Consider the following 20,551-nt stretch of genomic DNA (forward strand, 5'->3'; position numbering starts at 1 on the left):
CGCGATTTGTGCGGCACGGATGGGACTAGCCCGGCATGAAATGCCCGGTTATTGCATCACAGCTCGAGAGTCCCGCGATTTCGGCTGGACGGCCGGCTTTTCTCCGAGCGATCAGTAGACAGTCCTCCCGCAAAGTACGCGGGACTCATCGATCAATTGCCCTTACCCGGCGTTGTCACGCCGGGCTATTCCCAAACGTGCCGCAGAAGATGCGGCACTCTGTTGTTTATTCGCGATAGTGCTGATTCGGGATCAGCGCATCGAATTCCGCTTCACGCTGTAGTTCTGAGGAAATGTATGATGCCGACTACGACTACGACCGGCAGCACGACCACGATTGCGATTCCAACCAGCAGCACTAAAAAGAATAACCAATCTCTGGTAACCAGTCCGTGTCGAACCCCACCGCGATAGCGCACCAGCAGGTTGTAGTTCATGCGATTCGATTTCCAGACGGTATCGAATACGTCGCCAAGAATTGGAATGGCCCCGAGCAGGGTATCAATGGCGATGTTTGCCACCATGCGCGAGAGTGCGATGCGGGGCAGTCCGCGCTGCCAGGCGGCAAAGACGATCAGAAATGAAAGCAGTCCGGTGATGATGTCACCCAGACCGGGAACGAGTCCGACGATCGGATCAAGGCCGAAGCGAATCTTCGTGCCCGGGATGTGGAAGATGTCGTCGAGCACGCTCGCGAGGTGATCGAGCTGCTCGTCGGTCAGGCCGCGAGGGACTTTAGGTGGAGACAGGATTTCAGGTTCGCTTGTGGCCATGAGTCATTGTATGCAACCGATGTTCTTCTGATGGCGTAAATAGGAGAAAGAACTGGCAGAAGCAGCCTCGACGATCTGCCAAAGCTCAATTGGGCACAGCAGTGGGGTGTCGCGCTTGGCCCTGCCGACTGGGTCAAAGTAAAGAAAGCGTGTGCGGAAGCGGGCGACGCACGGGGAGGCTGTCCCAATTTGGAACGAAAGAATCGCTGCAAAATCCCTGATGTTTTTGCGCTCCGTCACGCAAACTGAAGCTAAGTCACTGGAAACGTTTGCCTTGCGTCGCCCACCTGATGAATCGCTGTTAATTCCCTGCCTGCGAGCAAAATCTTCAAAATCCGGGCAGAATCTGGCGATTTCTTGCCGCAAAAAGAAAAAATGGCTGTATTAATCGCTGTTCTTTCGGAATCTCCCAGGGCTGGCAGTAGTCATCTGCAGAAGCAAGGACTCTCTGAGAACTCGATTTTTCCCCCATCGTGGCGGGGTTGCCGTGTTGACACCCCCGCTCCATCCTCCTTATCCTTAAGTTTTGCCCTCCAGGTCGTATTCTGAGCTGTGCGCTCCCGCGTGAGCCGGCACCTGCTAACGGAAGGCGAGGGTAGCTGGCGATGTTCATCAGTCTTCAAGAGCTGGAAGTCAAGAAAGTCGAGTTTTCTCAGCAACTTGCGCCGGGGACTATCGATCTTGGCGCGGAGCTGCGGCAATCCGGAGTTCTGAACACTAAAGGACGCGCGGAGCTGCTGGAAGAGCACCGCGGCGGCAAGAATGTCGTTGAAGATATCCGCGTATTAGGCGATTTCTCGACCACCATCGAGGTTCGCTGTGCGCGCTGTGTCGATCCGGTTCCGACCAAGGTAGGCGGAGATTTCGATCTGCTCTATCGGCCGCTAGGGATCGACGCCGGCCACGACGAGCGCTCGATCTCGGAAGCGGAAACTGAGATCGGATACTACTCCGGTGACGGTATTCAGCTAGAAGACGTTCTGCGCGAGCAGATACTGCTGGCGCTTCCGGTGAAGGTCGTGTGCAGCGAGAGCTGTCGCGGCATCTGCGCCGGATGTGGAAGAAATTTGAATGTCGAGGCCTGCACTTGCGAAGAGCGCCCGAGCGATCCGCGCTGGGCGGCGCTGGCCGACATCAAAGACAAATTGAAATAACTTAAGGAAAAGATCATGCCGAATCCAAAACGGCGGCACTCCAAGGCTCGTACCGGACGTCGCCGCGCCCACGATTATCTCAGCGCCAACTCACTCTCCGAGTGTCCGAACTGTCATGAGAAGAAGATGCCGCACCGTGCGTGTCCCAAATGTGGACACTACAAGGGTCGCGAGATCTTCGACACGGAAAAGGCTGGCTAAGTTACAATCGCCCTTCCGCAGATGCCAACTGTAATCGCGGTCGATGCGATGGGCTCCGACCGGGCTCCCAAGCCCGAAGTGGAAGGGGCGATACTTGCCTGTCGTCATCATGATGTGCGCGTCCTGCTCGTCGGACGCGAGCCACAGATACGCGAAGAGCTCGAGCGGGAGATCGAGCGCCATCCCACTGTCCGCAATCTGCCGATTGAGATGATCCATGCCACTGAAGTAATCGGCATGGGCGAAAAGGCTGCGACGGCTGTGCGCAGCAAGCGGGATTCCTCCATGCGTGTCGGCCTGCGTCTCGTTCGCGAAGCACGTGCCGCAGGGTTCGTAACCGCCGGCAACACCGGGGCAGCGATGGCAACTGCGAAGATGGTGCTGGGCACGTTGCCTGGAGTCGATCGTCCCGCACTCGCTGCTGTTTTCCCTACGTCGGCCGGAAAAGCCGCTATCCTGCTTGACGTTGGCGCAAATGTCGATTGCAAGCCTCAGCACCTCGAGCAGTTCGCCATCATGGGCGAGATCTACTCGCGCAGCATCTTCGGAATGAACAAGCCCAGAGTGGGACTGCTCTCGATCGGTGAAGAAGAGGGTAAAGGTAACGAACTGACGCGCGAGGCCTACACACTCTTGCGCCAGCTTCCGCTGAACTTCGCCGGCAACGTCGAAGGCCGCGATCTCTACAACGGCAGCGTCGATGTGATTGTTTGTGACGGTTTCATTGGGAATGTTGCACTAAAAGTCTCCGAAGGGTTGGTTTCTGCCGTCCGCTTCCTGTTGAAGGAGTCGCTTAAGTCGACGATCAGCTCACAAGTAGGATTCCTCCTCTCCCGCCGTGCTTTTGACGATTTCAAGAAACGTCTCGACTACGCCGAATACGGCGGCGCTCCCCTTTTGGGAATTAAGGGCATCTGCATCGTCGGCCACGGATCTTCTAACGCAACAGCAATCAAGAACGCAATCCGCGTTGCCGCGCAATTCGCCGAAACCCGTATCAACGATAAGATTGAAAAAGGCCTAAGCTCGCATCGTCCAAGACGCGAACCTCCCCCGTCAGACACAATCGAGGCAGGCAGCGCCCCGGTGTAATGATTTTTGATGTTGCCTTTGCTCTTGCTCTTACAAAGCGAACCCCAACCGCAAGGTGCTTCGGCGTTCGCCTCAGCATGACAAAGTTTTTATTTACTTCACGAAATTCTGTTTACATTTACGCCTTGTCATCCTGAGCCAAGGAGCAAAGCGACGCAGGCGAAGGACCTTGCGTTTGCTTTTCACACGAACTCAGAACTGCTGCAGTTTTTTTTCGAGTCATGCAAACCGCCCCGCTCATCCACATAAGTGAACTAATACTTTTGTCGGAGTCTCTACACATGCCCAGAATGGTTGGCCTTGAACGAGGCGAAGCTCCTTGGCATCTGCGCTGGTTCTACGGGATGATGCGCAAGATGTTCGGCAAAGATCTCACTCCAGCGAAGATTCAGATGCGCGTGCCCGGAATCGTTTGGGGCGGCATTGGAATGGAAATGGCGCTGGGTCGCAAGCGCCGCGTCTCCCTGCGCTACGCTCAACTGGCAAAGATCAGGACGGCCGCTCGCATTGGCTGTCCGTTTTGAGTCGACATCAATTCTGCCGTAGGCAGAAAAGCTGGACTTACTCCGGAGAAATTAGCTGCTATCCCTGGTAATGATCTCTCCGCGTTTACTGATGTTGAGCGGCTCGTGCTCGAACTTGCGGACGCAATGGCGTCAACGCCATCGAACGTCTCCGACGATCTCTACGCAAGGTTACGCGCGCAATTTTCAGAAGAACAATTGCTGGAACTCGGCGCGCAGATCGCCTTTGAGAACTTTCGCGCCAGGCTGAATCGAATCTACAACGCTGAGAGTGACCACCTGTATAGCTGAGAACGCGGTTCGCCAGCATTTTTGAGAACCGTGTTATCCGCGAGGAAGCTGCTCATCCTCCGGCGCGGATTGCGCCTGCATGCGTTCCATGCTCAAACGCACAAGTCTCTTCACAGCGCCGAGGACCTGCGAGGGCTCCTTCTCGCTTACCATCCAATCGACGCCGGCTGGAATTCCCTCCCGTTTTGACACTCTGCCTTTCAGCAGGAGCAGTACCGGTGTGTGCGGCGCAACCATCTTTAGCGAGTGAGGCAATGACCAGTCCCCGTCCAGAGCCAGTGAGTCGCGATCAATCAGAGTGACGGCAATAGGATTGTGAAGACAGAGGGCCACTGCCTGGTCTGCAGTGGATGGAACGACAACCGTATAGCCTCTCTTCCGCAGGACCTGCTCAAGACCTTCATAACGCCCGCCCACGACCAAAAGAATGATCGCGTTCTGAGGTTTGAACGCTTTCTTCGTTCCCACTCGCTTGAGCAGCTCCAAAGGAGGCATAAACACACCAAGGACGTCGATCGAAGTGGGCGAAGAAAGTATGACACACTCAGTGACTTAGCTGGAAGTACGGGCCAAGCGAGCGATGTACGCGAATGATTCCAAAAGCGCCGCAGATACCCCTACACTTGTTTACCTTCCTGCATCTCCTCGCATGATCTAAAGACCGCGCACGCGGTGGGAACGGTCAGGCACGATCACGGTCAGGGATAGCTCGCGCATTCATATCCTCAGTTCTACGACCGTTGCGCCGGCTCCGCCTTCGCTTTGCGGTGGTTCGTTTACGGTCGCAACGTGCGGATGTGATTTCAAGAACTGTCGCAGAGCCTTGCGCAAGATGCCCATTCCGCTGCCGTGCACAACGCGTACCCGCGGCATACCGGCGAGAAACGCGCGATCTACAAACTTCTCCACTTCGCGTGTGGCATCATCTACGGTTTGCCCAATGACGTTGATTTCGGTTGGCACACTCAGGTCGTTGTCGTCATTCTTGAGAGACACCGAGATTCCGCGCGCACGTGCTGCGGCGACAGGGGATACAGCGCGCTCCGCGACAGCGGATCTGACCACCGTGGCAATATCCGTCTTGGGAACACGCATCTTCATAATGCCTGCTTCCACTTCAAACGTGTTCTCGTCGATTTTGCGCTTGACGACAGCCTCTCTTCCCAGCGATTTCAAACGCACAACGTCGCCTTCAGCTACATACTTCACTTCGCCCGGCCGCGCGTTTGGATCGCCGCGATCTGCTCCGGTGCGATGAGCGACGACTGTCGCGTCGAACTGCTCCTTGAACTCGCGACGAAGCCGCGCGACTCGGCGCTCCGCATCCTTCGACATCTTCTGCGCAGCAGCGCGATCCTCGACGGTGTTGATTAGCTCTTGGGCCTGGTACTCGAAGTCCCGCAGTAGCTGTTCGAGCTTCTTCTCCATCTCGCGCACCTGCTGACGCTGCTCCTTCATGCCTTCCAGATCGAGACGGCTCTTTTCGCGCGCGACCTCCTGCTCGCGGCGGCGCAAGTCACTGCGTTCTTGTTCGAGCGTTTCGAGCTGCTGATGCAGTTGATCGAGAAAGCGCGCGACGTCTTGTGTTTGCCCGGCGAGTCGCCGGCGCGCAGCCTCTACGATCTGCGAGTTCAGTCCAAGTCTCTGCGCGATATTGATGCCGGCCGAGGCCCCGGGCACGCCGACCTTCAGTTCGTACGTTGGTTGCAGCGTTTTTTCATCGAAGCCAACCGCCGCGTTCACCACGCCAGGAGTATTGGCCGCATAAACTTTCAGCGAAGTGTGATGCGTAGAGATGATGCTGGTCGCGCCTAGATTAAGAAAATGCCGGGCGATAGCGACTGCGAGAGCAGCGCCTTCTTCCGGATCGGTGGCGGAGCCGAGTTCGTCCAACAGCACCAGAGAGCGCGATGTAGCTGTTTTAGAAATGAGGTCAATGTTCCTGACGTGCGCCGAAAAAGTGGAAAGGTTCTGCTCGATCGATTGATAGTCGCCAATATCTGCGAACACCGAATCAAAAACTGGAATCGCGGCGGCCTCTGCAGGAACCGGCATTCCCGACTGAGCCATCAGCGCAAGCAAACCAATGGTTTTTAAACCAACGGTTTTTCCGCCGGTATTTGGTCCACTAATGATGAGCTGCCGGCTATCCGCGGCGAGTTCAAGCGAAATAGGAACCACACGACCGCCACGCTCGCGAAGGTTGCGTTCCAAAACCGGATGCCGTGCATTTGTTACTTGAAAGTGAGTGGCTGCGTTCCAACCCTCTTTGCCGCGTCCACTCTGTCCACCTTGTCCACTCACTCCATGTTGTCCAGCCAAAACTTGCGGCCGCACACACTGGTAGTCTCGAGCAAAACGCGCCTTGGCAAATTGCAACTCGATTTCAGCCAGAACATCGAGCGCCGTTTCCAATGCAGGCGCCTGCTCGCCAATGCGAGCCGTCATCTCCAGCAGAATGCGATGAATCTCAGCGTTTTCTTCCTCCAGCAGGCGAACAAGCTCATTGTTCTGCTCGATGGTTTCGAGCGGCTCAACGAAAACAGTTTGCCCGCTGGAACTCGCGCCGTGCACAACGCCGTTTACGCGCCGCTTCTGCTCGACCTTTACGGGAATGACGAAGCGCTCTCCGCGAATGGTGATGAGTTCATCCTGTGTCGCGCCGCCTTCCGCGAGATGGCGCATATAGCTGCGGAGCGAACTCTGAATCTCGCGCTTCTGCCGCTCAATGTCGCGCCGCAAGCGCGCCAGCTCCGGCGATGCGCGATCATCGAGCGTGCCGTCGGGAAGAATCTTGCCGTGAAAGAAGCGAAGCAGCAGGGTGAAATCGGCGAGCGCGAGCGAGCCTTCGCGAATCGCCGGCCATCCCCCGTCGAGTGAGGCTGGAGGTTCGAGTGCAATGGCGCGCCATTCGTCTGCGCGATCGGCGATTGTGAGGACTTCGCGCAGCTCCGGAATTTCGAGTGTTGCTCCGCCGATCTGAGCTTTCTTCAGAAGCTCGCGGCAGGCGGCGAGTCCATGGAAATCGAATGCTCCGCCGGCTTCGAGGAATTTTCGAATTTCCTCTGTGAGCTGCTGCTGGTGGAGAATCCAGTCGACATCATCTCGAGGACCGAGTTCTGCGACGCGGCGACGGCCCAAATCGGAGCCGCAGTAGGCGAGCAGCATGTCGCGCACGCGATCGAACTCGAGCAGCCGCAGGCTCCAAGTCGCAGACATGAATAAATGCTAGCAGGGACTCGGAAACAGCAGCGGCGCAGGTTGTTCTATTCGGCTCCCAAGACCGGTTCAAACAGCAGTAGTGACACGATGGTGAACACGACATCGTAAACACTGAGCAGTTTGATCCAGTTGATTGGATCGGCGTCGCCGGTAAGAATGTTGGTTGTGGCGAGCACCATTCCGACGATCGCCGGAAGCGAAATGGGAAAAAGAATGAGGGGAAGCATCAGTTCGCGGTTGCGAGTGCGAATTGACAGAGCGGAAAAGAAAGTTCCGTTTACCACCAATGCCCAGGTTCCCAGCGCGGCAACCACGACGAGCTCCGCTCCCGAGCCGATTACGCGCAGGTTGTAGAAGACCGTGAAGACGGGCGCGATCAGAATCTCAATGACAGCAACGAAGATGAAATTCGCGATCACCTTCGCTAAGAAAAGCGCATTTGGAGGAGCAGGCGCGAGGCGTAAAGCGTCGAGCACGCTGTTATGCAGTTCACGCGCCCAGCTTTGATTGAGCGCCACGATGGTGGCGAATAGCAAGGCGATCCAAGCGATGCCGCCGGCAATGACGCGCGATTCTTCCGCGAGCGGGTCGAACGCAAACGCAAACACTACCACCACCAGCAACGCGAAGAACAACATCGAGTTGCTGGCGTCTTTTGACCGCCACTCGAGGCGCAGATCCTTGCGCAAGTGTAAGGCGACCGTGCGCGCCAGATTCATCGCGCACCTCGAACCGACTCTGCATCTGCTGAGGAGGAATAGGGACCGGTGATTTCTCGCTTGACGATGGTGCCGGCGTGCATCGTGATCCATTCGTCGGCAACTGGAGCGAGGGCTTCGAGTTGATGCGTGATGACGATCAGGGTCGTTCCACCATCCCGCAGTGAACCAAGCAAGGCGGCCATGGTCGCAATCGACCTGGTGTCAACGTTCGAGAACGGTTCATCGAGCAAGAGCAGATCGGGAGAGGAAAGCATTGCGCGCGCGAGCGCCAGGCGCTGCTTCATGCCTTGCGAGTACTGCCCGACGCGTCGTCTGGGATCGACGTTCGCCAGTCCTACTCGCTCGAGGAGCTCATCCACGGAAACCTTCGAGCGTTCCGGATATAGACCGCTGAAGTAGGCTAGATTTTCTCGTGCAGTAAGTTCCTCGTACAGGAGCGTTGCATGTGCCATGAAGCCGATGCGGCCGCTGACTTGCCGCAGATCTCGATTTCCAAGAACGGTCACGCTGCCGCGAGATGGACGTGCCAATCCGGCAATGATGCGTAGCAATGTCGTCTTGCCGGCTCCGTTCTCGCCCAGCAATCCGTAGAGACGTCCTGCTGCCAGAGTTGCGTTTACATCATGGAGAGCGGCAAAGCGTCCGAAAAGCTTGCTTACGCTTTCGAGAACGACTGCCGGCTCAGAATGGGAATGATCTTCGGAATGGACTCCAGAATCACTCAAGCGTCAGTTGGAACTCTGCGCGGCGGGCTTTGCCTCGGCCTGGGTCATCGTGCCGGATTGATTCGCAGCGGGCGCGTACTTCGACGCACACTTTGCTTGAATCTGCTGCGCATGAAATACACTGTCAGTTCCGTAGGAGCCTTCGACCAGCGCCTGGGCGTTGTCTTTGAAAGTGTCCGGAGGCGGCTCGGTGCCGCGATAGGCTACCTGCAGCTTCAGCCCTTGCTCGTCGATCTGGAAGTCGGCTCCGGCGCCTTTGCGGTGAATGCTGCCCGGCACGACTTGTCCGGCGACGCGCAGGCGCTTGCTGTGCGCCTGGTCGCCCATTCCTTGCAGTTCCTTGATGGTGACGTAATAGCTCTTAGTCTGCTGAATACCGGTAAACGCCAGGTACGAAAGCGCGCCGACAATGATGGCAATCGCGATTCCAAAACGGAGATATCTTCCTGCAGAAGGCACGAATTAAAGAGTATTCCGGCTGCGTGGACGGGTCAAGAAATTCAGATAAATTGTAGGTTTCGCCAGTTACGGGCCGACGCTGAGAAAATCTTCGCCATGAAGACGCTTCGAGGATGACAATCCTCGAGAGCATCTGCAAGAACCCGCAGGAAGGATGCTGGCAAGGCAGTGAAACGTGGTTATCTCAAGTAGACGCGGGTCGGATGCCGCTACTCTGCTGGAACAGCAGCACGCGGCTTCTGCTCTCGCTAACATCTCCGTGATGGCCCTATTGTGATAATAATTTGAGGTAAGTTCAGGAAAGTCCCGTCGCAGTTCCTCTGGCCGAGGTTCCCCGGTTTGTGCGCGGTATCAATTTGATGACATCGAGGTCCTGTGACCAACGGGGATCCCCAAAGTGTAGTGTGCCAACCCGGACAGCTTGCTCCTGCGAGCGGCGTTTATCTGGTCAAACATTTGAATCAGCATCGTGCGATGCATGAGGTGCTGGTGATTCGCGGCGAGGAGTTTCCGCTTTGTCGAACGTGCCGAGGCTCGGTCCGATTCCGGCTCGATCGCGAGATCGATCATGTGCACCACGATTGGGACCTTGCTGGACCTATGGAGAGTTCGCTTTCGGAACCGCTTCCAGAATTCGATAGTGTGCGCGCCTATCGGCGCTTTGAAGTTGATCTGCCGATCACGCTGGAATCGCGGCATTTGAAAAAGCCGTTGATTGTGCAAGGCCATACGACCAATCTCAGCGAAGGCGGTCTTGGTGCTGTGATTGGCGAACGATTTGCCGACGACACGCGAAACCTCACCATCCGCTTGCCCGGCCTACATTCCCGAAAAGACATTCAGGTAAGCGCTCGTCTGCGATACCGAAAGGGGATGCGCCATGGCTTTGAATTCATGCGCGTATCCGCGGCAGACCGTGACGCCCTTCGTGAACTCTGCTCCCACTCGCTCTCCTAGAACTCCTAGCGTCGAAAATCGAGATCCTCCGAGATGTGTGGCATCGCCTGACTTAGTTGAAACTTCACTTTGTGGGCGCAAAACCTGCATTCGGGCAGAACTTCGCCTCGGAGGAACAGGGCTTGTATCACCTGCGACGGGCAGTTGCGGTGGATCACATCGTAAATTCCTGATTCGGGAACTCTGTCGCCTGCCCTCAAATTTTCCCGAGCGGGTTTTCGCGCAACGTTCATCGTGTACTCTCCCTAAGCGCAGCATTAAGGTTGCAGGTGCATGGCCAAAGTACTGATCAGCAGTTCGGGATAGAGGCACTGGGATCAGTCAGTTGCGAGCAAAGAAGAAGGTTGCCTTGCCGCTTTGGGAAAGATTTACTCAGGCAAGTGCGAATGCGGAGCAATGCCGGATTTTGTCGCTGGAACGAGGAATTCTGTACATTAGTTCTCTTATGCTCGATCTCAACTACGTTCGTGAGCACCTGACCGAAGTGGAAGAAAAGCTGCGCCAGCGCGGAATGAATCCGCAGGAGCTGCTGGGCGGCTTTCGCGATCTCGATGCGCGCCGGAGGCAGGCGATCACCGCTGCTGAGTCTCTCAAAGCTGAGCGCAACAAGAAGTCAGAGGAAGTCGGACGACGCAAGCGGGCCGGCGAAGATGCCACAGCGTTGATGGAAGAGACCAAATCTCTGCGCGAGGAAGGCGAACGCCAGGAGAAGCTCGCGGGCCAACTGGAAGAGGAGCTGAGAACAGCGATGTCGCAGATTCCGAATCTCCCTCACTCCAGCGTGCCAGTGGGAAAGAGCGAGCATGACAATGTTGAGACCCGCCGTTGGGGGCAGCCGCCGAAATTTAGCTTTCAGCCAAAACCACATTGGGAATTAGGCGAGCAGCTCGGCGTGCTCGACCTTGAGCGCGCCTCCAAGCTCTCCGGCGCGCGCTTTGCCGTTTATTGGGGTCAGGGCGCGAAACTTGAGCGCGCACTAGCCAATTTCATGCTGGACGTTCACACGCGTGAGCATGGATACACCGAGGTTTTACCTCCGTACATGGTGAACTCTGCGTCCATGTACGGCACCGGACAGCTACCCAAGTTCGCCGGCGATTTGTTTCGCATTCAGGATCACGACCTCTGGTTGATTCCCACCGCGGAAGTCCCGCTCACAAATCTCTACCGTGACGAAACGCTAGATGAAAGCAAGCTTCCCATTTCGGTAACTGGATACACGCCTTGCTTCCGCAGCGAAGCCGGATCTTACGGCAAAGACGTGCGTGGCATCATCCGCCAGCATCAGTTCCAGAAAGTTGAACTGGTGAAGTTCGCGCATCCGGAACGCTCCTACGAGGATCACGAGCAGCTGACGCATGATGCGGAAATCATCCTGCAACGGCTCGGACTCCACTATCGCGTCGTCACACTCTGCACCGGAGACATGGGATTCGGTTCCGCCAAAACCTATGACATCGAAGTATGGCTGCCCGGACAGAACCTGTTTCGGGAAATTTCGTCTTGCTCAAATTTCGAAAGCTTCCAGGCCCGCCGCGCCAACATTCGCTTCCGCTCAGCGGCAAAGAAGAAAACAGAATTCGTCCACACGATTAACGGCAGCGGCCTTGCCGTCGGGCGCACCTGGCTGGCGATACTCGAGAATTACCAGCAGGCAGATGGAAGCGTGGTAATCCCAGACGCTCTGCGTCCGTATATGGGCAGTGAAACAATCGGGTCGCACCGTCACTAAGAGGCCACGAGTCTGGGTACTCGCCGTCTCAGTGGGATGCTCGGCTCGCGCAGCGTTCCTACCCAGGTTTTCAGCTCATCGAGGGACATGAAGTTGAGAATTCGATCGCGCTTGATTCCAGCCTGCAGAGCTGCGGTGACGGAGTATTCCATAAATCCAAGCTGAGTCGGACCATGCGAGTCTGTGCCCAGCGAAATGCGGCACCCTGCTTTTCTTGCCAGTCGCAGCAGATCAACATTCAAGTCCTGGCGATCGGGATAGCCATCGATCTCCACTGCCTTATCCAGACGGGCTGCTTCGTCGAAAACTTGAGGCCATTCGGCCGTCAGGCCCATCCGGTAGTTGTAAACGCGACCACGTGGGTGTCCGAGAATCTGGATCGCCGGATTGCGCAATGCGGCGATGTAGCGTGGCAACCATAGCAGTTCGCGGCAAAACAGAGGTTATGGGAATCGCCCCGCAGTTTCTCGTCGACGATCTGCAGCGAGCGATCGCATACTACTGTGAAAAGCTTGGTTTCGAGCTCGAGTTCGTCTATGACTCTTTCTATGCAGCGGTCAGGCGCGACGGATTCTCGGTCCACCTCGAGAATGCGCCGAGGCTGGCCGGCGAAAGAGATCACCGCAGGCAGAATGAGCATCTGGACGCGTACGTTTCGGTATCCGGGATCCGGTCTTTGTTAAGCGAACTGCAAGAGCGTGGCGCGCACGTGATCAGACCGGTTGAAGAGCGACCGTGGTCGTGGGTGGATTTTTACGTCGAAGATCCTGACGGCTACATTCTCTGTTTCAGTGAACCGACTGCTTGAAGACTTCGACTGCTGAGTGCGTTAGCTGCAGTACCAGTCTTTGCGCGTGAAGGGCAAGCCGCTCCAGCCGCTGCCGGAGTTGCTGAAAAGTACCTGATACAGATTCAGACGACGCGTGCTGAACGCGTGTGCGCATCCTGCTAGATATAACTTCCAGGTCCGGAACGTTGTTTCATCCACAAAATTACGAGCTTTGTCGTGTTGTGACTCCAGCCGGCTCCGCCATCGATCGAGTGTGAGTGCGTAGTGTTCACGGAGGCTCTCTACATCTCGCACTTCAAAGCCCGCTGATTCAGCGATGCCAAGCGTTGTGTGAATCGGCACCAGTTCTCCGTCGGGAAATACATAGCGCGCGAGGAATGGATTGCGTCCTTCTGACGTGTTGCTGCCTGCGGCAATCCCATGATTGAGAAACACTCCTCCACTGCGCAGCAGGCGATAGATCGCCACGAAATATTCCGGCAGATGCTTTTCACCTACGTGCTCAAACATGCCTACACTGGCGATTTTGTCGTACTTGTCGGAGACCCTGTGCTCGCGGTAATCGCCAAATTCAACCGAACAGCGATGACTGAGACCTGCAGCTTGAATGTGGGCCGCCGCCAGTTTGGCCTGTTCGCGGCTGAGGGTGATTCCAGTCGCGGTTACGCCGTAATTGGCGGCAGCGTGGATGATCAGACCTCCCCAGCCACAACCGACGTCCAACAGCCGTTCGCCAGGCTTCAACCGGAGCTTGCGGCAGATGTGATCAAGCTTCTGCTCTTGCGCTTTGTCGAGATCGTCTCGCTTGTCCTCGAAATAGGCACAGGAATACACCATGCGCTTGTCGAGCCAGGTCGCGTAAAAATCGTTCGATAGGTCATAGTGGAAGTGGATGGCCGCACTATCCCGTTGCTCGGAATGAATCCGACCCGGCAAATGAACCGGCTCTGCCGGGCGTCCATCGTGTCCCGCTTTGGGAAGACTCAGCAGAAGAGGCAGTGCGAGACGAATCTGCTCAAGACCATTGTGATGATGAGTGAGAATCCGCTCAACGACCGAGATCGCTGCGGCGAAATCGCCTTTGATTTCGATGTCGCCAAAGATGTAAGCCTCGGCGAGACGCAGTTCGCTCAGGTGAGTGAGAACCGCGCGCAGTGCCTGTGGACTGTGAATAACAATCGTGAACCGGGAGTTCGGTCCCGAGCTCCATCGCGAGCCGTCCCACAATACGACTGAGAAATTGCATCCGCCCGATTCGGTCGCGAGCTGCTCGAATATCCGGGTGAGGCGCTCAGCGATATTCGCTTGATTGGACTCACGGGGTGGGCGATCACGGAGCCAACGCGAGTCTTTGCCGCTGTGGTGCACGCGATGTTTGGTCGCCAACATCGTAACTACTCCTACATAGTAGGACGCAGCCCACATTCCACTGGTTCCCCAGAACCAGGAGTTTCGGAGCTGTCCAACGGCTGTATCTGCAGCAAACCAGAGAATCAAGCCGAGTCTTCGAATGGCGCCCCTGCAGATACCGGGAAACTCCAAAGGCAATCAACCAACGCTCTAGCCGACAAGTCCGCCTTCGGCTTCGCGGTGCGAGAACCTGTTGCCTTAGCCTGATAATATATCTTGACAGGCATATTCCTATTGGAGTATATACCTGTTGTGGAATCTGCATTCGGAATCATAGCGGAGCCGAACCGGCGCGCGATTTTGAGCCTGCTGGCCTCGTCAGAGCAGTCGGTAGGAGAGATTGAGCGTCGACTTCGTATGCCGCAGCCTACGGTGTCAAAGCATCTGCGCGTCCTGCGTGAGGCCGGGTTCGTGGAATCCACGGTAGATGCACAACGTCGTCTCTACCGGCTGAAGCCTGGACCATTTCAGGAGCTTGACGAGTGGCTGGCACAGTTTCGCCGCTTCTGGTCCGCTCATGTCGATGCCCTTGAACGCCACCTCGATCGCATGGATGAAGATCAACCAACAACGCCGAAAAAAAAGACGAGAACAAGGCGGCGCAGCCCAAAACGGGAATCGGATTAAGGAGCTACGAAATGAAAATCAAATTGACCAGCGTATATGTGGACGATCAGGACAAAGCTCTGCGGTTCTATACAGAGGTACTGGGTTTTGCCAAGAAGACGGATTTCAGCCAGGGTCCCTATCGCTGGCTCACGGTGGCCTCGCCCGATGAGCCGGACGGCACTGAGCTGCAGCTGGCATTGAACAACAATCCTGCGGCGAAGGCGTATCAGCAGGCGATCTTTCAACAAAACCAGCCCGCGACCATGTTTTTCACCGCCGACATCCAAGGCGACTACGAGCGCATCAAGGCGCGCGGCGCCGAGTTCACGATGCCGCCAACCAACGTCACCGGCTCGACCATCGCGATGGTGAAAGACACCTGCGGCAACCTCATTCAGATCACCCAGTTGACACGCTATTCGGGTTGAGGAAAACCACGTGAGCGATCGCGAGCGGCAAGCTGAACGATTTCGGGAAGCGGATAAGTTGCTGCCTCAGTTGCGTCGATTCTGGTCCGCTTTTCTCGACGCTCTCGAACGCCACCTCGATCACATGGGAGAAGATTCCTCAACACGAATAAAAGATAAGACCAGGAGAACGAAATGACCGATCGCGAGCAGTACACACCGGGTCCGGCCAGCGGCGCGCAGGTAAAGAAAGACGGAGAAATGTGGACGCTCATTCTCACGAGAGAGCTGCGCCACAAGCCGGAAAAAGTGTGGCGAGCCCTCACCGAGCCGGCGCATCTGCGCGAGTGGGCTCCCTTTGAGGTTGATCGGAGCCTGGGTGCGGTGGGAAGCACGGTGAAGTTCGGCTGGGTGGGATCTCTCACGTCACAGGTTTCCGAAATAAAAGTGACGCGAGCCGACGCTCCGAAAGTGCTTGAGTACAGCTGGGGCGACGCGAATACTAGGTGGGAACTCGAACCTTTTGCCGGCGGTACGCGCCTCACGATGTGGCACAGCCTCAATCGCAGGTTTGTCGCAATGGGCGCTGCCGGATGGCACATCTGCTTCGACGTTCTGGATCGCCTTCTCAGCGGAAATCCGATCGGCCGTATCGCTGGAGCCGAAGTAATGAAGTTCGATGGCTGGCAGCGGCTGCACAAAGAGTACGCCAAACAATTCGGGATTGAACCACCGAAGTGGCCGCCTCAAGCGGCTCAAAACTCCTAAATCGAGGAACTATGAACCAACGGACGATATTTCGCTGGATTCACATCATCCTGGCCATTCCCATCATCGGCTATATCTATAGTCCGTTTGACAAAATTCCACAGTACGCTCACCCAACTCGGTATGTGTTCGTTCCTATAATGGTCCTTTCTGGACTCTGGATGTGGAAGGGCCATGTCGTTCGACGGCTGTTCTGGAAAAGACCGGCGTAAGAAAGTGCCCCAGTGAGGATTGGAGGTGTACATGAGCACCAAAAAGGCGATTGCAGTGGAATCTGCGTCCGCACGAATCGACGACAGGATCAAACAACTAGGCGACTGGCGCGGGAAGACACTCGCGAAAGTGCGCGAAATAATCCACGCCGCAGATCCTGAAATTGTCGAAGAGTGGAAGTGGGCGAAAGCAACGAATCCCGGAACACCCGTCTGGTCTCATAGCGGCATCGTCTGCACGGGAGAAACGTACAAGAGTGTCGTCAAGATGACATTCGCCAAAGGCGCTGAGTTGAAGGATCCTTCCCGTTTGTTCAACTCCAGCCTCGACGGGAATGTCCGGCGCGCGATCGACATCCACGAAAGCGACAAGATCAATGAGGCGGCGTTGAAGGATCTTATTCGCGCTGCAGTAGCGCTCAACCTCAAAGGCAAGGACAAGCCCAAACCGAAGCTCCAGCGAGCGACCAGCAAGCGGTTGGACTAAGTTCGTGATACCCGTGCGGAAAAGTCCACTCCGACTTCCCAGATTTCCCTTCTCTCTCGATCCAGCAGAGTCACAGAGACGTGCTACACTCCTTCGCACTGATCAGTATCTTTCTGGAGCAGGAGTGGTTATGCGTCGGTATGCCCTGGCGATCAGCATTATTGTTACAGTCGTGATCTGCGCGGCGCAGAGTAAGAAACTCGCTGAATATCCATTGCGTGTGCATATCTTTCGACGCAATGAGACTACCTTCTACCGCATGCGCGTGGCAGAGGCGGCAAAGGGCGAGGGGCGCGCCAACTTATTCGAGAACAGTGAGGCGCGGGGCATGGATTTTCAGTTCGATTGCGCCGAGCGGCTGCAAACGTCATCAGGCTTTGAGACTTTTCCCGCGAAGTGGAAGAAGCCGAACCAGGAACTCGAAGTCTTAATGCCCGAATTCGGCAAGGCTGATAAGTATGACAAGTGCAGGTTTAAAGTACAGATGAAAGACTTTGCCTACCTACAACATAACGGCATGCTGGCCACAGAGCCCATCGACCGCTACAAGGAATGGATGGTAAAGCACGATTACGATCCCGAACGCGGGAAGAACACGCCGACAATGAGCGAGCCGACTGGGCAGCCGGCGCAGGCGGCGCATCCGACACCATCGCAATAGTCCGAATCCGCGCTATTCTTCGGCCAACATTTTTCCCAATGTGGGCTTATGCTTTTTTTCTTTGCGCGATTCCTTCAGCTTGGGAATGCGCTGCACAGGAGGGGGCGACCCGATCGTCTCACGCGCCAGAGACTTTACCGCTTTTGTTGCGCTGAACTTCTTTTTTTTCTTTCTTTTTGGCATATTGTCACCCATCCGCTACCCCGCGGACGGTACTGACTGCACAACACAGCTCTACCGATCCGCTGGCCCAGACGGTACTGACCTATTCGGCTCAGCCGCACAGCTTTTGCTTCCCGCCATTATGCAATAATCGCCTCTGGCGACCGGCCGGAGGAACCGCATGGAAGAGCGCGAGATGTTCGATGAGAAAGAGCAGAAGCGGTCGCATACGCTGCTTTGTCCGCATTGCCGGCAGTCAGGAGAATATGAGCTCTCGTGGTTAGTGCGTACCAAGAAGCGCCAGCTCCCTGGTCGCGCTGATGAGCGCGATCGGGCCAGATTCGCCAAGGCACGTTCCTATATGGTCCGCAGAGATGACATGGTCGCCTGCAAAAATATGCGCTGTCGCAAACGTTTTGAGGTTGTGGGGATACAGTCTGTGGCGTTTCTGGAATAACCACTCGCGATTCAGCCCTCCAAGTAAGCCACGTCCCGATCTCGCTTGCAATCCGTTCATTATTTATACTCACTAGTTTGCCCAGAGTGCCTAAACGATGAAGATCCTGGTTTGCATGAAGCAGGTGCCGCAGAAGGATGCGCCTCTCAAGCTGAACGAGAGCGGCACCTGGATTCGCGAAGACGTTTCCTACGAAGTCAATGAACCTGATGCGTATGCGCTTGAAGAGGCGCTGAGGCAGAAGGAGAAGCACGGCGGCGAGGTCGTCGTTATCACCACTGGGCCCGCGCGTGCGCAGCAGGTTTTGCGCGAGGCGCTGGCTAAAGGCGCCGATCGCGCGATTCACCTCGAAGGCGCAGAGTTTGTCGGACTTGATTCTCTCAATACCGCGAAGGCAATTGCGGCAGCAATCAAGGACGAGCAGTTTGATCTGGTCTTCACCGGTTTGCAATCCGACGATTATGGCTATGCGCAGACCGGAGTGCTGCTGGCCGAAATTCTGGGATGGCCGCATGCGACCATCATTATGAGCATCGAGAAGACCGATTCGGGAATTCGCCTGAAGCGCGAGCTGGAATCGGGATTCTTCCAGCACCTCGAAATGCCCTTGCCGGCGGTGCTCACGATTCAATCGGGCATCAACAAACTGCGCTATGCCACGCTGATCGGAATCAAGCAGGCGAAGAACAAGCCGCTGCGCAAAGTCACACATGCTGAGGTTCAGCAAGCTCTAGGGCCGAATCTGCAGAAAATTGAGAAGCTGTACATTCCTCAGAAACAAAAGAAAACAGAGATGTTGGAGGGATCGCCGACCGAAGTCGCGAAGAAATTGGTGGACAAGCTCAAGAATGAAGTTCGCGTGCTCTGAACGCAAAGCAGCGTAGATGCATCACACCTCTATATAGAAGACTCACTTCTGGCCGATGGCCAGCGTCGTACCCGGGTGAGCTTACAAATCAGCACTGGAGGGTGAGATGGCGCTACCAGAGAAGAGAGACGAACTGAACCGCGTCGATGAGCAGACCACCTTGAAGCGGCTCGATGAGCAGTCAGGATGCACCGTAAATCAAGGCGCGATTGAAGAGCACCACAAAATCGAAGATCGTGTGTATCGCGATGACCGCGAAGTCGAAGAACATCGCAGGCACGGACATGTGTTCGGGAAGGACATACATCCGGAGCGGTATCCGCGGGAGTCACTGAGCCGGCTGGAAGAGGGCATCTTTGAGGACGACGAGGTCCGGCGCGAGCACGACCGCCTTGCATTCAACGGTCCCGATTTGGAATCGCGAGTAGAAGACAGCCGAAACCTTACCCGCACTCTGATCGTGCTCGGAATGTTCCTGCTGATCTTCGCCTGGGTGTTGCTGTTGTGGGTTGGATGGGATGTGCGCAGTGGCGAGGTCTTCTTCAGCACCATGTGCGCGGTATCCATCGCAGTTGGTCTAGGACTGATTGCGTGGGGATTCATCGAGCGGCAACGCGTGATGCACCTGCGTGCGCCGCTGGCCAGACCGATTGAGGAGCAGATTGAACGCGTTCGCAGAGAACACGAACTCAAAGAGAGTGATCGCGCTGCATAAGCCGCGCGTTCTCACGAAAACCAGAGCGAACACGAAGGGCACCAAGGGACAGAGAAGGTCACGGAGATTTATCTTTGTGACCTTCGTGAGTACTTTGTGCCCTCCGTGTTCGCTCTTTGGTTGATAAGGATCGAATGGCAGACACAATTCTCGTCGTTGGCGAACAACGTGAAGGTAAGCTGAACCGGGTCTCGTTTGAAACTCTCACAGCCGCACAGGCCATCGCTGCCGAGACTGGCTGGACACTCGAAGCCGCCGTTATTGGCAGCAACATCGATTCTGTCGCGCAGGAGATTGCGAAAGCGAAAGTCGCAAAGGTATATGCGATCGAATCGCCACAGCTCGAGCGCTATACCGCGGACGCGTACGTAGCCGCTCTGAGACAAGTCATCTCGACGAAGCAGCCTAAGCTCGTGCTGATGCCGCACACGTATCAAGTGCGTGACTTCGCGCCAAAGCTTGCCGCCTCACTTGGACGCACGCTGATTAGCGACGCAATCGGATATCGGAAGGATGGCACAAAGCTGGTCTTCACGCGCCAGATGTTCCAGGGCAAATTCGCCGCCGATGTTTCGTTTTCTTGCGATCCGCCACACTTCGCGACTTTCCAGGCAGGCTCTTTCCGTGGCGATAAAGTCGAAATGGGCGCGAGTGCAGCGCCAATCGAGAAGGTTGCCGCCCACGTCGATGCCAGTTCTATCCGCGTAAAGCCGCTGGAGATCTTCAAGGAAGCCAAGCAGGCTGTCGATCTCACACAAGCCGAAATCATCGTCTCTGTCGGACGCGGGATCAAAGAACAAAAGAACATAGAAATCGCCAAAGCACTGGCCGATGCTCTCGGCGGCGAGATCGCAGCATCGCGTCCGATATGCGATTCCGGCTGGTTACCCATGGATCGCCAGATCGGATCGTCAGGACAAACGGTAGCTCCGAAGTTGTACCTTGCTTTGGGCATTAGCGGAGCAATTCAGCACATTGTCGGGATGAAGGGTGCGCGCAGCATCATCGCGATAAATAAGGACGGAGAAGCTCCGATTTTTGAGATCGCGGATTATGGGGTTGTCGGCAATCTGTTTGACGTGGTGCCAGCGTTGACTGAGGAAGTAAAGAAGGCCAAGGCTGGTCAGTAGTTCCGTAAAATATCGGCTAGAAA

28 protein-coding genes are annotated in these 20,551 nt (G+C 56.0%); 18 read left to right on the forward strand and 10 right to left on the reverse strand.

Features of this window, described 5'->3' with window-relative positions; all coding sequences use genetic code 11:
• Window positions 1-272 precede the first annotated feature (272 nt).
• On the reverse strand, window positions 273-773 hold the full coding sequence (locus VFU50_03105; GenBank protein ID HEU5231823.1) for a DUF4112 domain-containing protein: 501 nt from the start codon (window positions 771-773) through the stop codon (window positions 273-275).
• A 3-nt stretch (window positions 774-776) separates the two neighbouring features.
• Complete coding sequence (locus tag VFU50_03110) at window positions 777-1,139, reverse strand: hypothetical protein (GenBank protein ID HEU5231824.1); 363 nt, start codon at window positions 1,137-1,139, stop codon at window positions 777-779.
• Between the two features lie 239 nt (window positions 1,140-1,378).
• Here VFU50_03110 and VFU50_03115 point away from each other — a divergent pair, with 239 nt between their 5' ends.
• The 5 genes from VFU50_03115 (at window position 1,379) to VFU50_03135 (ending at window position 4,035) form a co-directional block, all read left to right on the forward strand.
• Window positions 1,379-1,927, forward strand: coding sequence for a DUF177 domain-containing protein (locus VFU50_03115; protein ID HEU5231825.1), 549 nt, complete (start codon window positions 1,379-1,381; stop codon window positions 1,925-1,927).
• Window positions 1,928-1,942: 15 nt separating this feature from the next.
• Entirely contained in the window at window positions 1,943-2,128 is a 186-nt protein-coding gene (gene rpmF, locus VFU50_03120) for a 50S ribosomal protein L32 (GenBank protein HEU5231826.1), read from the forward strand.
• A gap of 21 nt (window positions 2,129-2,149) precedes the next feature.
• The gene (plsX, locus tag VFU50_03125; protein HEU5231827.1) at window positions 2,150-3,220 is read left to right on the forward strand and encodes a phosphate acyltransferase PlsX; all 1,071 of its coding nucleotides are present in this window, start codon (window positions 2,150-2,152) and stop codon (window positions 3,218-3,220) included.
• A 281-nt stretch (window positions 3,221-3,501) separates the two neighbouring features.
• Window positions 3,502-3,744, forward strand: a complete 243-nt coding sequence (locus VFU50_03130; GenBank protein HEU5231828.1) for a hypothetical protein — start codon at window positions 3,502-3,504, stop codon at window positions 3,742-3,744.
• Between the two features lie 126 nt (window positions 3,745-3,870).
• A complete protein-coding gene (locus tag VFU50_03135; GenBank protein ID HEU5231829.1) occupies window positions 3,871-4,035 on the forward strand; it encodes a hypothetical protein in 165 nt (54 codons plus the stop codon).
• A 33-nt stretch (window positions 4,036-4,068) separates the two neighbouring features.
• Here VFU50_03135 and VFU50_03140 read toward each other — a convergent pair whose 3' ends face one another.
• The 5 genes from VFU50_03140 to VFU50_03160 all read right to left on the reverse strand — a co-directional run bounded on the left by VFU50_03140 (window position 4,069) and on the right by VFU50_03160 (window position 9,163).
• Window positions 4,069-4,503 carry a hypothetical protein gene (locus VFU50_03140; protein ID HEU5231830.1) on the reverse strand — a complete coding sequence of 145 codons (435 nt, stop codon included), beginning with the start codon at window positions 4,501-4,503 and terminating at the stop codon, window positions 4,069-4,071.
• A 249-nt stretch (window positions 4,504-4,752) separates the two neighbouring features.
• The gene (locus VFU50_03145) at window positions 4,753-7,254 is read right to left on the reverse strand and encodes an endonuclease MutS2 (GenBank protein HEU5231831.1); all 2,502 of its coding nucleotides are present in this window, start codon (window positions 7,252-7,254) and stop codon (window positions 4,753-4,755) included.
• A gap of 47 nt (window positions 7,255-7,301) precedes the next feature.
• Window positions 7,302-7,976, reverse strand: coding sequence for a heme exporter protein CcmB (locus VFU50_03150; protein HEU5231832.1), 675 nt, complete (start codon window positions 7,974-7,976; stop codon window positions 7,302-7,304).
• Window positions 7,973-8,704 carry an ABC transporter ATP-binding protein gene (locus tag VFU50_03155; protein ID HEU5231833.1) on the reverse strand — a complete coding sequence of 244 codons (732 nt, stop codon included), beginning with the start codon at window positions 8,702-8,704 and terminating at the stop codon, window positions 7,973-7,975. Before VFU50_03155 ends, VFU50_03150 begins: the two co-directional genes overlap by 4 nt.
• A gap of 3 nt (window positions 8,705-8,707) precedes the next feature.
• Complete coding sequence (locus VFU50_03160; GenBank protein ID HEU5231834.1) at window positions 8,708-9,163, reverse strand: cytochrome c maturation protein CcmE; 456 nt, start codon at window positions 9,161-9,163, stop codon at window positions 8,708-8,710.
• 375 nt (window positions 9,164-9,538) lie between these two features.
• Between VFU50_03160 and VFU50_03165 the strand changes: the two genes are divergently transcribed.
• Both VFU50_03165 and serS read left to right on the forward strand, forming a co-directional pair.
• Window positions 9,539-10,120 carry a PilZ domain-containing protein gene (locus VFU50_03165; GenBank protein HEU5231835.1) on the forward strand — a complete coding sequence of 194 codons (582 nt, stop codon included), beginning with the start codon at window positions 9,539-9,541 and terminating at the stop codon, window positions 10,118-10,120.
• A 445-nt stretch (window positions 10,121-10,565) separates the two neighbouring features.
• Window positions 10,566-11,852 (forward strand): serine--tRNA ligase, encoded by a 1,287-nt coding sequence (gene serS / locus VFU50_03170; GenBank protein HEU5231836.1) that lies wholly within the window; start codon window positions 10,566-10,568, stop codon window positions 11,850-11,852.
• Here serS and VFU50_03175 read toward each other — a convergent pair.
• Window positions 11,849-12,268, reverse strand: coding sequence for a hypothetical protein (locus tag VFU50_03175; GenBank protein ID HEU5231837.1), 420 nt, complete (start codon window positions 12,266-12,268; stop codon window positions 11,849-11,851). The genes serS and VFU50_03175 overlap by 4 nt on opposite strands.
• Between VFU50_03175 and VFU50_03180 the strand changes: the two genes are divergently transcribed.
• A complete protein-coding gene (locus VFU50_03180) occupies window positions 12,262-12,660 on the forward strand; it encodes a VOC family protein (GenBank protein HEU5231838.1) in 399 nt (132 codons plus the stop codon). The two genes, VFU50_03175 and VFU50_03180, sit on opposite strands and share 7 nt — an antisense overlap.
• A 21-nt stretch (window positions 12,661-12,681) precedes the next feature.
• On the opposite strand, the gene VFU50_03185 is transcribed toward VFU50_03180, so the two are convergent.
• Window positions 12,682-14,139: a cyclopropane-fatty-acyl-phospholipid synthase family protein gene (locus tag VFU50_03185; protein HEU5231839.1), complete on the reverse strand. Its 1,458-nt coding sequence runs from the start codon at window positions 14,137-14,139 to the stop codon at window positions 12,682-12,684.
• Between the two features lie 165 nt (window positions 14,140-14,304).
• Between VFU50_03185 and VFU50_03190 the strand changes: the two genes are divergently transcribed.
• The 6 genes from VFU50_03190 (at window position 14,305) to VFU50_03215 (ending at window position 17,196) form a co-directional block, all read left to right on the forward strand.
• Window positions 14,305-14,679, forward strand: coding sequence for a metalloregulator ArsR/SmtB family transcription factor (locus VFU50_03190; protein HEU5231840.1), 375 nt, complete (start codon window positions 14,305-14,307; stop codon window positions 14,677-14,679).
• A gap of 11 nt (window positions 14,680-14,690) precedes the next feature.
• Window positions 14,691-15,089, forward strand: coding sequence for a VOC family protein (locus VFU50_03195; protein ID HEU5231841.1), 399 nt, complete (start codon window positions 14,691-14,693; stop codon window positions 15,087-15,089).
• A 174-nt stretch (window positions 15,090-15,263) separates the two neighbouring features.
• Entirely contained in the window at window positions 15,264-15,836 is a 573-nt protein-coding gene (locus VFU50_03200) for an SRPBCC family protein (protein HEU5231842.1), read from the forward strand.
• Between the two features lie 11 nt (window positions 15,837-15,847).
• Window positions 15,848-16,048 (forward strand): hypothetical protein, encoded by a 201-nt coding sequence (locus tag VFU50_03205; GenBank protein HEU5231843.1) that lies wholly within the window; start codon window positions 15,848-15,850, stop codon window positions 16,046-16,048.
• Window positions 16,049-16,079: 31 nt separating this feature from the next.
• A complete protein-coding gene (locus VFU50_03210; protein ID HEU5231844.1) occupies window positions 16,080-16,535 on the forward strand; it encodes a DUF1801 domain-containing protein in 456 nt (151 codons plus the stop codon).
• Between the two features lie 130 nt (window positions 16,536-16,665).
• Complete coding sequence (locus VFU50_03215; GenBank protein ID HEU5231845.1) at window positions 16,666-17,196, forward strand: hypothetical protein; 531 nt, start codon at window positions 16,666-16,668, stop codon at window positions 17,194-17,196.
• Window positions 17,197-17,208: 12 nt separating this feature from the next.
• Here VFU50_03215 and VFU50_03220 read toward each other — a convergent pair whose 3' ends face one another.
• Complete coding sequence (locus tag VFU50_03220) at window positions 17,209-17,379, reverse strand: hypothetical protein (protein ID HEU5231846.1); 171 nt, start codon at window positions 17,377-17,379, stop codon at window positions 17,209-17,211.
• 160 nt (window positions 17,380-17,539) lie between these two features.
• On the opposite strand from VFU50_03220, the gene VFU50_03225 reads away from it, so the two are divergent.
• The 4 genes from VFU50_03225 (at window position 17,540) to VFU50_03240 (ending at window position 20,528) form a co-directional block, all read left to right on the forward strand.
• On the forward strand, window positions 17,540-17,815 hold the full coding sequence (locus VFU50_03225) for a hypothetical protein (protein ID HEU5231847.1): 276 nt from the start codon (window positions 17,540-17,542) through the stop codon (window positions 17,813-17,815).
• A 97-nt stretch (window positions 17,816-17,912) separates the two neighbouring features.
• Entirely contained in the window at window positions 17,913-18,683 is a 771-nt protein-coding gene (locus tag VFU50_03230) for an electron transfer flavoprotein subunit beta/FixA family protein (protein HEU5231848.1), read from the forward strand.
• A 106-nt stretch (window positions 18,684-18,789) separates the two neighbouring features.
• Complete coding sequence (locus tag VFU50_03235) at window positions 18,790-19,398, forward strand: hypothetical protein (protein HEU5231849.1); 609 nt, start codon at window positions 18,790-18,792, stop codon at window positions 19,396-19,398.
• A 134-nt stretch (window positions 19,399-19,532) separates the two neighbouring features.
• Window positions 19,533-20,528, forward strand: a complete 996-nt coding sequence (locus tag VFU50_03240) for an electron transfer flavoprotein subunit alpha/FixB family protein (protein ID HEU5231850.1) — start codon at window positions 19,533-19,535, stop codon at window positions 20,526-20,528.
• Window positions 20,529-20,551 lie beyond the last annotated feature (23 nt).

This window comes from Terriglobales bacterium (genome assembly GCA_035764005.1).
In the GTDB taxonomy this organism is placed as follows: domain Bacteria; phylum Acidobacteriota; class Terriglobia; order Terriglobales; family Acidobacteriaceae; genus Gp1-AA112.

What these genes read in the sequence shown, in the direction of transcription:
- VFU50_03150 (HEU5231832.1), bottom strand. Translation starts at nt 7,976, where the DNA reads ATGAATCTGGCGCGCACGGTCGCCTTACACTTGCGCAAGGATCTGCGC.
- VFU50_03135 (HEU5231829.1), top strand. Translation starts at nt 3,871, where the DNA reads ATGGCGTCAACGCCATCGAACGTCTCCGACGATCTCTACGCAAGGTTA.
- VFU50_03240 (HEU5231850.1), top strand. Translation starts at nt 19,533, where the DNA reads ATGGCAGACACAATTCTCGTCGTTGGCGAACAACGTGAAGGTAAGCTG.
- VFU50_03205 (HEU5231843.1), top strand. Translation starts at nt 15,848, where the DNA reads ATGAACCAACGGACGATATTTCGCTGGATTCACATCATCCTGGCCATT.
- VFU50_03105 (HEU5231823.1), bottom strand. Translation starts at nt 773, where the DNA reads ATGGCCACAAGCGAACCTGAAATCCTGTCTCCACCTAAAGTCCCTCGC.
- VFU50_03220 (HEU5231846.1), bottom strand. Translation starts at nt 17,379, where the DNA reads ATGCCAAAAAGAAAGAAAAAAAAGAAGTTCAGCGCAACAAAAGCGGTA.
- plsX (HEU5231827.1), top strand. Translation starts at nt 2,150, where the DNA reads ATGCCAACTGTAATCGCGGTCGATGCGATGGGCTCCGACCGGGCTCCC.
- serS (HEU5231836.1), top strand. Translation starts at nt 10,566, where the DNA reads ATGCTCGATCTCAACTACGTTCGTGAGCACCTGACCGAAGTGGAAGAA.
- VFU50_03215 (HEU5231845.1), top strand. Translation starts at nt 16,666, where the DNA reads ATGCGTCGGTATGCCCTGGCGATCAGCATTATTGTTACAGTCGTGATC.
- VFU50_03115 (HEU5231825.1), top strand. Translation starts at nt 1,379, where the DNA reads ATGTTCATCAGTCTTCAAGAGCTGGAAGTCAAGAAAGTCGAGTTTTCT.
- VFU50_03195 (HEU5231841.1), top strand. Translation starts at nt 14,691, where the DNA reads ATGAAAATCAAATTGACCAGCGTATATGTGGACGATCAGGACAAAGCT.
- VFU50_03230 (HEU5231848.1), top strand. Translation starts at nt 17,913, where the DNA reads ATGAAGATCCTGGTTTGCATGAAGCAGGTGCCGCAGAAGGATGCGCCT.
- VFU50_03130 (HEU5231828.1), top strand. Translation starts at nt 3,502, where the DNA reads ATGCCCAGAATGGTTGGCCTTGAACGAGGCGAAGCTCCTTGGCATCTG.
- VFU50_03235 (HEU5231849.1), top strand. Translation starts at nt 18,790, where the DNA reads ATGGCGCTACCAGAGAAGAGAGACGAACTGAACCGCGTCGATGAGCAG.
- VFU50_03145 (HEU5231831.1), bottom strand. Translation starts at nt 7,254, where the DNA reads ATGTCTGCGACTTGGAGCCTGCGGCTGCTCGAGTTCGATCGCGTGCGC.
- VFU50_03200 (HEU5231842.1), top strand. Translation starts at nt 15,264, where the DNA reads ATGACCGATCGCGAGCAGTACACACCGGGTCCGGCCAGCGGCGCGCAG.
- rpmF (HEU5231826.1), top strand. Translation starts at nt 1,943, where the DNA reads ATGCCGAATCCAAAACGGCGGCACTCCAAGGCTCGTACCGGACGTCGC.
- VFU50_03210 (HEU5231844.1), top strand. Translation starts at nt 16,080, where the DNA reads ATGAGCACCAAAAAGGCGATTGCAGTGGAATCTGCGTCCGCACGAATC.
- VFU50_03225 (HEU5231847.1), top strand. Translation starts at nt 17,540, where the DNA reads ATGGAAGAGCGCGAGATGTTCGATGAGAAAGAGCAGAAGCGGTCGCAT.